We start from the raw sequence: 12,329 nt of genomic DNA, 5'->3' as shown, positions 1-12,329 counted from the left end.
TCCAGTTTACCGTCGCCAATCCCATACACAACACCGTGGATTTCCACGTCCTGACCGCGCTCCCACGCATTTTGCATAATGGTCGAGTTGCCCAAATTGTACACTTGCTCCGCAACGTTGATTTCACCCAGCTTGTCCGCTTGATCCTCTAACGGCATGCCATCAAGGTAGTGACGATGCTTAAAGTAGAGATCGCGAATATGCAGTAGCCAGTTGTTAATCAGGCCAAGTTGCGGATTGTCGATCGCCGCTTTCACCCCGCCGCAGCCATAGTGACCACACACGATAATGTGCTTCACCTTCAACACATCTACCGCGTATTGCACCACAGACAAACAGTTGAGGTCGGTGTGAATGACTTGGTTTGCCACATTTCGATGAACGAAGAGCTCACCAGAGTACAACCCGGTCAGGCGCTCTGCTGGAACACGGCTGTCTGAACAGCCAATCCACAAGAAGCCTGGGCTCTGTCCTTGTTCCAATTGAGTAAAATATTCAGGTCGCTCGGCTTTGATCGACTCTGACCACTTAGAGTTATTATCAAATAACTGTTTAATCTCTGGCATCTTACTTATCAATCCTAAAAAAATGTTTCATCACTATACATAATGTTACAAATTCATACTCGTAAAAAATCAGTAAAAAGGCACTCATCTGACGAGTTTAGGGATGAAAATACATAAACTTAGTCGAGTTCCTAACAAACAGTTATAAAGTAGTCGGAATGTGATACCAATTACTGTTACTGCTGAGGGGTAACATTTGTTAGAGTGATGTTTTTGCGGCATTTCGCCTCAATAATCTGATTTTTCACGTCAGATAGTAGCATAAATTTTATGGTTATTGGTTTTCCACTTGGTATTCACGCGCTGAAGCTAAGTGGTGGAAGATGTTGTTAAGCATGGAGCAAGGTTGTGCTTGGAAATCGATTTGAAGATATCAATATTAAAGGCGATCTGTTTGGCGGTGTGACCACTGCGATCATTTCTCTGCCACTCGCACTGGCGTTTGGTGTGGCGTCAGGCGCTGGGGCTGAGGCGGGTTTATGGGGGGCGATCATGGTCGGTCTGTTCGCTGCCCTGTTCGGTGGTTCGAATACTTTAATCTCAGAGCCGACGGGTCCAATGACAGTGATCATGACCGCCGTTCTCACCAGCATGATGGCCAAATACCCTGAAACGGGTATGGCGATGACCTTCACCGTGGTGATGATGGCGGGCGCATTCCAGATCTTGATTGGAACATTAAAGCTCGGAAAATACGTCACTTTGATGCCATATAGCGTGATCTCCGGGTTTATGTCGGGTATTGGCGTGATCTTGATTATCCTTCAGCTCTCGCCGTTATTGGGGCATGCCGCCCCTGCGGGTGGTGTGGTTGGGACGCTTTCCGCTTTGCCTGACACTTTGGCCAACATGAAATTCAGTGAGCTGCTTCTTGGCGCGTTGACCTTGGCCATTCTGTTCTTTTTCCCTAAACAGTATCGCAAATATGTCCCTGCGCAGTTGGTTGCGCTTGTGGCGGTGACCTTGCTCTCCGTCGTGCTGTTTGAGCCTGACGCGATTCGTCGGATTGGTGAAATTCCTGCGGGGCTGCCTTCTCTGGTGATGCCGCATATCGATCCCTCGATGCTGGTGGAAATGGTGATCGATGCCTTGGTACTGGGCACGCTGGGCTGTATCGATACCTTGCTGACTGCGGTTATCGGTGACTCGCTCACGCGTAAAGAGCACGACTCCGACAAAGAGCTCCGTGGTCAGGGCCTTGCCAACATGGTCTCAGGTCTTTTTGGTGCTCTGCCGGGGGCGGGCGCAACCATGGGCACGGTGACCAACATTCAAGTGGGGGCACGTTCTCCGCTCTCAGGCGTGATTCGAGCACTGATTTTGGCCTTAGTGGTTTTGGTGGCGAGTGGCTTAACCGAACCTATTCCGATGGCGGTGTTGGCTGGTATTGCGGTGTATGTCGGATTTAACATTCTTGACTGGAGTTTTATCCAGCGTGCGCACAAGGTCAGCTTTCCGGGCATGGCCGTCATGTATGGTGTGATGCTGTTGACGGTGTTTGTGGATTTGATTGTCGCTGTGGGGCTAGGGGTGTTTATCTCCAACATTATCATCATCGAGCGCCTTAGCCGCGAGCAAGCGAGGCAGGTCAAAGCAATCAGTGATGCGGACCAAGACGATGTACCACTGACTGACAGCGAGCGCGCCTTACTCGATAAAGCCAACGGTAAAGTGCTGTTCTTCTATCTCTCCGGCCCGATGATTTTCAGTGTTTCTAAAGCGATTTCGCGTCAACACAGCAGTATCTCTGACTATCAAGCGATGATCTTGGATTTGACCGATGTACCTATGATTGATGTCACCGTCGGGCTTGCGTTGGAAAACGCCATCAAAGACGCATTGGACGCCAAATGTCAGGTTTACTTGCTCTGCCCGAACGAAAATACCCGTCAGCAACTTGAGAAGTTCCACGTGATTGATCTCGTGCCAAGTGACAACACCTTTAAGTTCCGTTACGAAGCACTAAAAGCCGCGCTGAAACATGTCGATGAGACACCGGAAATCGTTGACTCGATCTAATTGAAACTCGGTGTACGCTCCCCATTCGCCTTACGCAGTGGGGAGCTTATCCGGTGCGAATCCATTCTTCCTATCACGTTCCCTTTCCACGCTCTATTTTTCACTCTATATGTTTTCGCTATAACTTCTGATTTCTATATTTCCAAAAAAGTCGAAAGGTTTAATTGTAATCAACCGCGTTCGCCGATACACTGATTACCATTCATCGCCCCAATTCTGAGGCGATATGCAAGACCAACAGGTACAGACAACCATTATGTATGCACTAGAAATAGACCAGCTACGTAAAACGTACGCCGGTGGCTTTGAAGCGCTCAAAGGAATCAGCTTACAGGTCAAAAAAGGGGATTTTTACGCCTTGCTTGGGCCCAATGGTGCGGGTAAATCCACCACTATTGGCGTCATCTCGTCATTGGTTAACAAGACTTCAGGCACGGTGAAAGTGTTCGGATATGACATTGATACCGATCTTGAGCTCGCCAAACAAAACTTAGGCTTGGTTCCACAAGAGTTTAACTTTAACCAGTTTGAAACCGTTGAGCAGATCGTATTGCAGCAAGCCGGGTATTACGGTGTGCCTAAGTCACTAGCCAAAGAGCGGGCGAAAACGTATCTCACCAAGCTCGATTTGTGGGAAAAACGCGCCGAGCGTGCTCGCAATCTGTCGGGTGGCATGAAGCGCCGTTTGATGATCGCCCGTGCGCTGATGCACGAGCCACAACTCTTAATTCTCGACGAGCCGACCGCCGGCGTTGATATCGAGCTGCGCCGTTCGATGTGGCAGTTCTTAAAAGAGATCAACCAAGAGCAGGGCATCACCATTATTCTGACCACGCACTACCTCGAAGAAGCGGAAATGTTGTGTCGCAATATTGGCATCATCAGTAAAGGTGAGTTGATTGAAAACACCACCATGAAATCCTTGCTGAGTAAGCTGACGGTGGAAACCTTTATCTTGGATCTGCAAGAGGGGGTCGAGGTCGCGCCATTGGAGGGGGTGATTCGTCAGCAGCTCACGGCGGGCTCTTTGGAGATTGAGATCGACAAGTCGCAAGGTTTGAACGACATCTTCAGTCAATTGAGTGAGCAAGGTGTCACGGTTCAGTCAATGCGCAACAAAGCGAACCGTTTGGAAGAGCTGTTCGTGACCATCGTTAGAGAGGGGGCGAAGTAATGCTTCAGTTGTATTGGACGGCGTTTTGCAGTCTGTTAACCAAAGAGATCAACCGCTTTACCCGTATCTGGGTGCAAACCTTGGTGCCGCCAGCAATCACCATGACGCTCTACTTCATTATTTTTGGCAGCTTGATTGGGTCGCGTATTGGGGAAATGAACGGCTTTAGCTACATGGAGTACATTGTACCGGGTTTGATTATGATGTCGGTCATCACTAACTCCTACTCGAATGTCGCCTCGTCGTTTTTCAGTGCCAAATTTCAGCGCAATATTGAAGAGCTGTTGGTCGCGCCAGTGCCCAACTATGTGATCATTCTAGGCTTTGTGATGGGCGGTGTGGTGCGTGGGCTATTGGTCGGCACCATCGTCACCTTTGTGTCACTGCTGTTTGTTGACCTGCAAGTGGAGCACTGGGGGATCATCATCGCGACAGTATTCATGACCTCGGTGGTGTTCGCTTTAGGGGGATTGATTAATGCCGTCTACGCGAAAACCTTTGATGACATCTCTATCATCCCGACGTTTGTTTTGACGCCGTTGACCTACTTGGGGGGCGTGTTCTATTCGATCAGCTTGTTGCCTGAGTTTTGGCAAGGGGTATCGAAGATAAACCCTATCGTCTACATGGTGAACGCTTTCCGCTACGGATTTCTGGGCGTGTCTGACGTGGGTATTGTCACCTCTTTTGGGGTCTTGAGTGTGTTTGTGTTGGCCTTGTATGGCGTGGCGCACTACCTCGTCACCAAAGGCATCGGCTTGCGTTCTTAAACTGAGATGACTCTTTTAGTGGAACATAAAAGAGCGGAACAAAAAAGGTTGGCGAAATGCCAACCTTTTTACGTTCTGCGATTTACGTATCGACAATTACGCTTTGCTCGACTCGGCGCTCTCGCTGGTCGCTTCATCTTCTTCGTTGCCACTGACGTCCGATGAGGAAGTTAACTCGACCACTTGGTTGTCGATAAGGCGAGCCTTACCCAAAAAGGCCGACATCAAGATCACCGCTTGGGTGGTCTCTGTGGTGATTGCTTGCAGGGTGCGTGCATCTCGAATGAAGATCTCATCCGGTTGCAGGCCTGCGGCGCGGAGCTGATCGCTCGCATCTTCAATGATCGATGCGTAGTCATCGCGCCCACCACGCATGGCACTGCTGATCCAGCGCATCGTGCGTGCTAATACCGGGGCGAGTTGACGCTCTTCAAGCGTCAGCAAGCCGTTACGTGAACTCATGGCTAATCCATCCATCTCACGCACGGTCGGTACACCAATGATCTCAATATCCATCGCCAGATCGAGCGTCATCTTACGAATGACCGCCAGCTGTTGGAAATCTTTTTCACCAAAGCAGGCAACGTCAGGCTGAACGATGTTGAACAGCTTAGTCACCACGGTCGCAACCCCTTTAAAGTGCCCAGGACGTGAAGCACCTTCAAGAATGGTGGATAAACCTGGGACATCGACCGATGTCTGTTTATCGAGCCCTTCAGGGTAGATGGTCTCAGGTGTCGGCGTAAAGACTACCTCGACGGCTTCACCGCTGAGTTTGGCTAAATCGTCGTCGAGTGTGCGCGGGTAGTTATTGAGATCATCCGCTCTATCAAACTGCATGGGGTTAACGAAAATACTCACCACCACCACATCGGCGTTTTCACGCGCTTTGCGCACTAGCGTCAGGTGACCTTCGTGTAAATTGCCCATAGTGGGAACAAAAGCAACCCGACGGCCATCACGCTTATACTGTTTGATTTGCTCTCTAAGAGCGGCAATATCAGCAAAAGTTTGCATGGGTTTGATCCTTAAGCAATCGTGTGAGCGTCATCTGGGAACGCACCACTCTCTACATCCTCTTTGTATTTCGCTACAGCTTTACGCATGTCGCCCGTTTCGGCAAGGAAGTTTTTCGAGAACTTAGGCATGTAATTGGCTGAAATACCGAACATATCGTGCATAACGAGGATCTGACCATCGGTCACATTGCCCGCACCAATACCAATCACTGGCACATCACACACTTCGGTAATGCGTCTTGCCAGCTCGGCAGGAACACACTCTAGCAAGATGATTTGTGCGCCCGCTTCTTGAAGCGCAAGCGCATCACGCACCATGCGATCGGCTTTGTCTTGCTCACGACCTTGCACTTTGAATCCGCCAAAAATATTGACAGATTGCGGCGTCAAGCCAAGGTGCGCACACACAGGTACGGCGCGCTCAGTCAGCATTTTTACGGTTTCAACTAACCAATCGCCACCTTCGATTTTGACCATGTTCGCCCCGGCACGCATCAGCGTCGCGGCGTTTTCACACGCTTGTTCCGGTGTGGCATAGCTCATGAAAGGCATGTCCGCCATCAGTAGGCAGTTTGGGCTGCCCGCACGTACGCAGCGAGTATGGTAAGCCACTTCATCAACTGTGACTGGCAGTGTACTGGTCGTGCCTTGCAATACCATACCAAGGGAATCACCCACCAAAAGAACAGGCATTTCCTGACTTTCAAATAACTGCGCAAAGCTGGCATCGTACGCCGTCGAGGTGGCGAACTTACGGCCTTCTTGCTTCCATTTCATCAAGTCATTAATCGAGATTTTTTTCATTTTTCTTTCCTTACCATGAGGGTGGCAGGCGCAATCATTAAGACGACTGCCATTGACGCAGGCCGTTTCTGTCTACTTGCTTGAGCAGTTCAGAGAGCCTGGCCCCATCTGGGAGCGTTAAATTTGGTGCGATTTCGGCGAGCGGGTAGAGAACAAATTCTCTCTCTTTCATTCCATAGTGAGGAAGCGTTAATCGCTCGGAATCCATCACCTCATTGCCGTAAAGAATGATATCGAGATCTAAGGTTCTTGGGCCCCAGCGTTCATCTTTACGGACACGCCCTTGAGATTGTTCAATCGCTTGGGTGCAATCGAGCAGTTCAATGGGGGTTAATCCTGTTTCAATCGCCACCACGGCATTGATGTAATCCGGCTGATCTTGTGGCCCCATGGGGCTACTGCTGTAGAGCGCGGAGGTGGCGATAAAGCGCGATTTTGGCAGCGATTTGAGCGCTTCAATGGCCTCATTCGCTTGGGTCACAGGATCAGACAAATTGCTGCCGACAGCAATGTATGCGGTGATCATGATGACGCCTTGCTGCGCTTTTTACGGTTGGTTCTGCGGCGACGTGTTTTTGGCTCGCCGGTCTCATTGGCATCGAGGTCAGCGACCATAGCTTGACGCATATTTCGCCCGGCGTTTTGGAAGGTCTCCCACCATTTGGCCAGCGCTAGGGTCTCCCCTTGCTCGACTTCACCGCGCATCTCTAGGAAATCAAAGCCAGCGCGGAACTTGTTAAGCTCAAGCAGGCGGAACGCACGCTTGCCATTGCGGCGCGGCATACGCAGCTGCAATTGCCAGATCTCACGAATGGTTGCAGTGTGACGACGAGGAATCGCGATGGTGCGCACTTGCTCATCGAGCACTAGGTTGCTCGCTTCCATAATGGCGTCATACTCTGAGAGCTTTTGCTTTTCCATCAACAGAGCGGCTTTTTCTTGCAACGGGTACCACAGTATCGCCGCGAACATAAAGGCAGGGTTGATGCGCTTGCCTTCCTCAATGCGCTGATCGGTAGAGTCGAGTACCAGATCCAGCATCTGCTCGGTTGGAGACGAGTAATCTTCGGTAAAGTACTGCGCAATGGTCGGGAAGAGTTGCTGGAACAGGTTGTACTCACGCATCAAGTGATACGTCTCTAAGCCATAGCCCGATTGTAGCATCTTGAGTGACTCTTCATACAAGCGCGCAGCAGGGATGTCTTGAAGAAGGTGAGCCAGTTCTTCAATTGGGGCTGCGGTCTCTTCTTCGATATCAAAGTCCAACTTCACCGCAAAGCGGATCGCGCGCAACATGCGCACAGGATCTTCGCGATAGCGTGTGTCGGGATCACCAATCAAGCGAATCAGCTTATCTTCGAGGTCTTCCATGCCGCCCGCGTAGTCGTGAATCGAGTAGTCGCTGATGTTGTAGTACATCGCGTTCACGGTGAAATCGCGGCGCTCAGCGTCTTCATCGACAGTGCCGTAGACGTTATCGCGCAGCAACATCCCTTCTTTCGATTGTTGAGAGACGTTTTTGCTTGGCTCTTGGTGATGACCGCGGAACGTCGCTACCTCGATGATGTCTCGACCAAACATGATATGCGCGAGACGAAAACGTCGACCGATTAAGCGGCAGTTTTTAAACTGCTGGCGGATTTGTTCCGGGGTCGCATTGGTCGCGATATCAAAATCTTTGGGGGATTGATTAAGCAGCAGATCGCGAACACCTCCTCCTACGAGGTAGGCGTCATAGCCTGCACCATGAAGACGGTATAGCACCTTCAATGCATTATCGCTGATCTGTTTGCGTGAGATATTATGCTCTTGGCGAGTAATAATATTTAACGAAAGCTGCGGATAAACTTGAGTTTCGTTGGGTGTATCGTCGTTTTTATTCATGTGCTTCTAGCTGTTATTCGGTGTTTGCCTAGTCAGGTTGATGTTCCAATCCGTATGCAGATTGCGTGCTGAGCCTTGATTTTCCTTAGGCGTTGCGGTCATGTTCAGCCCAATTCGGCGCGAATTTGCGGCTAATGATAGCCTACGGGGAGCGGTTTGAGAATATGGGTGTGATCTCGATCGGCTGAGGGAGTGCCTCAATCGACCAATTCTCCACGCCCCAAGCGATGATCTCTTCCACGCTCCCAGAGGAGACTTCCGGCGTCATTGGTAAACCCAAAAAGCGCATCGCATCGAGCAGCGCGGGTATCGGGTCTTGTAGGTCAATCGCCGGCGCATGGTTCTGTTTCGATAGCTTTTGCCCGTTCTCACCGATGGCGAGCGGCAAGTGCAAATAGCTCACCGGTGTTTGTCCGAGCAATTTATACAGGCTGATTTGTCTGCCTGTAGGCTCAATCAAATCGGCGCCGCGCACCACTTGAGTAACGCCTTGCTCGATATCATCCAATACTACCGCAAGGTTATAGGCAAAATAGCCATCGCGACGTTTGATAATAAAATCTTCATCTGCGAGCGCGCGTGGGATGTCAATGGTGCCATGTTTGAGGTCGTCAAACTGGTACGTCGGCTTGGACATGGTGAGCCTGACTGCGCACGATGTGGCGTCGTTCAACGCTTTGTCACGGCAAGTGCCCGAGTAAAATCCGCCCGTCGCTTTGATTTGTTTGCGCGTGCACTGACACAAATAGGCATCGCCGCTGCGTCGCCAATGGTCAATTTGCGCTTGATAGACGTCTAAACGCTGGCTTTGGTAAAGGATCTGACCATCCCAATGCAGGCCATACGCTTCTAAGGTTTTCAGGATGAGATCGGCTGCCCCTGGCACCTCTCGTGGAGGGTCAAGGTCTTCGATGCGTACCAGCCACTGCCCTTGCTGCGCTTTGGCTTGAAAGTAACTGCCGAGGGCAGCAACCAGTGAGCCAAAATGGAGCGGGCCTGAGGGGGAGGGAGCAAAACGGCCAATCATATTCGTCATAGATAAAAACCAAAAAGGGAGCCAATGCTCCCTTAATGTATACCCTAAGTGACTAGGATACAGCGGGTGATGCAGGATTAACCTTGCATTTGCTTCTCTTTGATCTCTGCAAGCGTTTTACAGTCGATACAAAGGTCAGCGGTAGGACGAGCTTCTAGACGACGGATGCCAATCTCGACGCCACAAGATTCGCAAAAGCCAAAATCATCTTCTTCGATCTTGTTTAGCGTTTTCTCAATCTTTTTGATCAAGCGACGCTCACGGTCACGGTTGCGAAGTTCTAGACTAAATTCTTCTTCTTGTGAGGCGCGGTCAACGGGATCAGGGAAATTCGCGGCTTCGTCCTGCATGTGGTGCACAGTGCGATCAACTTCTTCCCTGAGCTGGTTACGCCAAGCTGTCAAAATTTTTGTAAAATGAGCCATTTGCTCAGGTGACATGTACTCTTCACCTGCTTTTTCTTGGTATGGCTCAACCCCTGCAATGGCTAGGATGCCTAGCGCTTTTTTCTTTGATTCTGGCATGCAGCATCTCCTACTAACACCTAGTCAACTGCGCTCTGCAGTTAATTTTAAGGCGGGTATCTATAGCAAAAAGAATCAACCGAGGCAAATACTAGAGATGAAACTTACAATCAATGTGAAGGCGACATCATTTTTTGCCCCTAGCACCGAAAATTGAGCGGCTCTACTAGTGCTATCTCATCCTCGTTGAGCGTGGCCTTGTAGCACAAGACTTCCACCCCGTTTTCTATTGCTGTTTTGAGTAATTGTGAATAATCGGCGTCTATATGGTGGGCAGGAGAGACTTTTTCAATACCTGAATGTAAAACGGTGAATAAAAGTACCGCTCTGCTTCCACTTTGTGCCATCTCGGTCAGTTCTCTTAGGTGCTTTTGACCACGTGTTGTCACGGCGTCAGGAAAGTAACCTTGTCCCTTTTGCTGATTCTGCGTTTCATCCAACAGGGTGACACTTTTCACTTCTATATAGCAGTTTGGTTTGGATTGTGCAGAGAGCAAGATATCAATCCGACTATTTTCACTGCCATACTTCTGCTCAGTTTGAAGTCGCTCATAGCCTTGCAGCTCTTTGATGGTGCCATTTTTAATCGCTTCGACAGCCAATGCGTTGGCGCGCGCGGTGTTAATACAGATGCGATGCTGCTGCGCGGTTTGAGTTAGCTCCCAACTGTTGGGGTACTTGCGTTTTGGGTTGTCTGAGGTCGAATACCACACCGGATTACCCGGCGTGGCGCAACCTGTCATTGCTCCTGTGTTGGCGCAGTGAATGGTCCGCTCACTGCCATCGGGCAGGGTGACGTCGGCGAGAAAGCGTTTATAGCGCTGGATGAGTGTGGCGCGTTGCAAAGAGGGGGAAAACTTCATAACTAAGACTTAACAGAGTGAGAGAGTTAGGATCAGTACTGTTTTTATGTACAATTGAGCTCTCAATTAGAGCATAAGGTTTCTCCATTGTCACAACTGCCGATTCAAGACGTGATGCCCGAGCTTCTCGCAGGCGTCGCGCATCACGCTCAACTGATCCTCAAAGCGGCGCCGGGTGCCGGTAAATCGACCTACTTTCCACTGCAACTGCTCAACGCAGGCATTGTGCAGGGAAAAATCATCATGCTTGAGCCCAGACGCTTGGCGGTGAGAAATATCGCGCACTATTTGGCGAAGCAGTGTGGGGAGCGGGTTGGACAAACCGTCGGCTATCGGATGCGCGGTGAGAGTAAAGTCAGCCAAGCGACACAGCTTGAAATCGTCACCGAGGGCATCTTAACGCGCATGATCCAGTCCGATCCTGAGCTGAGCGGCGTTGATATGATCATCTTTGATGAGTTTCACGAACGCAGCTTGCACGCCGACACCGCGTTGACGTTCTGCCTTGAGATTCAGCAAGCGCTGCGCGATGACTTAAAGCTGGTGGTGATGTCGGCGACGCTCGACCAGCGAGCGCTGCAAACCATCATGCCTGACGCGGCGTATGTGGAATCGCACGGGCGCAGCTACCCGATTGAGTATCGCTACCAGCCCCTTAAGCCGAATCAAGGGCTAGAAGAGGCGATGGCGAAGCAGATCCGCCACCTGATGGCGACCGAGTCTGGTTCGTTGCTGGCGTTTCTCCCTGGCGTTGCCGCTATCCGGCGCGTGGCGCAGCGTCTTGAAGATTTGGGCGAGGGTATCCTCGTCTGCCCTCTATACGGTCAGCTCAGTTTTAACGATCAGCAAGCGGCGATCGCACCGGCGCCGCAACGTAAGGTGGTTCTGGCGACCAACATTGCTGAAACCTCATTGACCATTGAAGGCATTCGTCTGGTCATCGACAGCGGCGTCGAGCGCATTGCCAAGTGTGATAGCCGCACAGGCATTACTAAGTTGGAGCAAGTCCGCATTGCTAAATCCTCCGCCGAGCAGCGCGCGGGTCGTGCTGGGCGCATCGAGCCGGGGCTGTGCGTGCGCCTGTACAGTGAAAGTCAACTGAGTCAGCAGCCGGATGTGCCCGCGCCAGAGATGCAGCATGCCGATCTCTCCGGTCTTGCGATGGAGCTGGCGCAGTGGGGAACACAAGACAGCGATGAGCTGACCTGGCTGACCCCGCCACCCAAAGTCGCGTTGGCGCAGGCGCGTCTATTGCTACGATCACTCGGTCTGCTCAACGAGCAGGCATTATTAACCGCGCAAGGTCAGCGCGCCTGTGCACTTGGATTGGAGCCGAGACTGGCGGCGATGTTACTCCACAGCGACGAGCAGAGCTGGCAGCAAAGCGCCGTATGGGTAGCGGCGTTACTGGAAGAGCCAGAGCGTCACACGCTCGATTTTCGCACCAGCGTTTGGCGTTTACGCCAAGGCCAACACAGCAAGCAAAAAGTGGTCAGTGCGCGCGCGGCGGCGCTAGCGAAGATGCTCGCCATCACAGCGCCATTGGCGGCGTTAGATGATGCCCTTGTCCCGGTCGCTCTGGCCAGTGCCTATCCTGACCGCATTGCGCAGCAACGCAGCAGCGGCACCGGTACCTTCTTGCTCGCCAATGGTCATGGCGCACAGCTTGA

12 protein-coding genes are annotated in these 12,329 nt (G+C 51.2%); 4 read left to right on the top strand and 8 right to left on the bottom strand.

Annotated elements, in window-relative coordinates:
- Positions 1–566: carbonate dehydratase (gene can / locus AC6R1A_RS13975; RefSeq protein WP_500646191.1), on the bottom strand; the 566-nt coding region annotated here is incomplete at its 3' end.
- A gap of 348 nt (positions 567–914) precedes the next feature.
- Here can and AC6R1A_RS13970 point away from each other — a divergent pair.
- The 3 genes from AC6R1A_RS13970 (at position 915) to AC6R1A_RS13960 (ending at position 4,529) form a co-directional block, all read left to right on the top strand.
- Positions 915–2,585, top strand: a complete 1,671-nt coding sequence (locus AC6R1A_RS13970) for a SulP family inorganic anion transporter (protein ID WP_500632894.1) — start codon at positions 915–917, stop codon at positions 2,583–2,585.
- Positions 2,586–2,841: 256 nt separating this feature from the next.
- Positions 2,842–3,759, top strand: coding sequence for an ABC transporter ATP-binding protein (locus tag AC6R1A_RS13965; RefSeq protein ID WP_334553911.1), 918 nt, complete (start codon positions 2,842–2,844; stop codon positions 3,757–3,759).
- A complete protein-coding gene (locus AC6R1A_RS13960; RefSeq protein ID WP_334553913.1) occupies positions 3,759–4,529 on the top strand; it encodes an ABC transporter permease in 771 nt (256 codons plus the stop codon). Before AC6R1A_RS13965 ends, AC6R1A_RS13960 begins: the two co-directional genes overlap by 1 nt.
- A 96-nt stretch (positions 4,530–4,625) precedes the next feature.
- Here AC6R1A_RS13960 and panC read toward each other — a convergent pair whose 3' ends face one another.
- The 7 genes from panC to sfsA all read right to left on the bottom strand — a co-directional run bounded on the left by panC (position 4,626) and on the right by sfsA (position 10,659).
- Entirely contained in the window at positions 4,626–5,546 is a 921-nt protein-coding gene (gene panC / locus AC6R1A_RS13955; RefSeq protein WP_500630133.1) for a pantoate--beta-alanine ligase, read from the bottom strand.
- Between the two features lie 11 nt (positions 5,547–5,557).
- A complete protein-coding gene (panB, locus tag AC6R1A_RS13950) occupies positions 5,558–6,352 on the bottom strand; it encodes a 3-methyl-2-oxobutanoate hydroxymethyltransferase (protein ID WP_334553917.1) in 795 nt (264 codons plus the stop codon).
- A 37-nt stretch (positions 6,353–6,389) separates the two neighbouring features.
- Positions 6,390–6,878 carry a 2-amino-4-hydroxy-6-hydroxymethyldihydropteridine diphosphokinase gene (gene folK / locus AC6R1A_RS13945; protein WP_500630132.1) on the bottom strand — a complete coding sequence of 163 codons (489 nt, stop codon included), beginning with the start codon at positions 6,876–6,878 and terminating at the stop codon, positions 6,390–6,392.
- Positions 6,875–8,236 (bottom strand): polynucleotide adenylyltransferase PcnB, encoded by a 1,362-nt coding sequence (pcnB, locus tag AC6R1A_RS13940; protein ID WP_500626655.1) that lies wholly within the window; start codon positions 8,234–8,236, stop codon positions 6,875–6,877. Before pcnB ends, folK begins: the two co-directional genes overlap by 4 nt.
- Before the next feature lie 142 nt (positions 8,237–8,378).
- Positions 8,379–9,272 carry a tRNA glutamyl-Q(34) synthetase GluQRS gene (gene gluQRS, locus AC6R1A_RS13935; RefSeq protein WP_500632893.1) on the bottom strand — a complete coding sequence of 298 codons (894 nt, stop codon included), beginning with the start codon at positions 9,270–9,272 and terminating at the stop codon, positions 8,379–8,381.
- A gap of 77 nt (positions 9,273–9,349) precedes the next feature.
- Positions 9,350–9,796: an RNA polymerase-binding protein DksA gene (dksA, locus tag AC6R1A_RS13930; protein ID WP_500630129.1), complete on the bottom strand. Its 447-nt coding sequence runs from the start codon at positions 9,794–9,796 to the stop codon at positions 9,350–9,352.
- A 140-nt stretch (positions 9,797–9,936) separates the two neighbouring features.
- Positions 9,937–10,659 (bottom strand): DNA/RNA nuclease SfsA, encoded by a 723-nt coding sequence (gene sfsA / locus AC6R1A_RS13925; protein WP_500632752.1) that lies wholly within the window; start codon positions 10,657–10,659, stop codon positions 9,937–9,939.
- Positions 10,660–10,713: 54 nt separating this feature from the next.
- On the opposite strand from sfsA, the gene hrpB reads away from it, so the two are divergent.
- A partial coding sequence (gene hrpB / locus AC6R1A_RS13920) for an ATP-dependent helicase HrpB (RefSeq protein ID WP_500646190.1) occupies positions 10,714–12,329 on the top strand: 1,616 nt, incomplete at its 3' end.

The organism is Vibrio sp. R10-SG3-ISO3, assembly GCF_059834225.1.
This window is presented reverse-complemented; position numbering and strand designations above follow the sequence as displayed.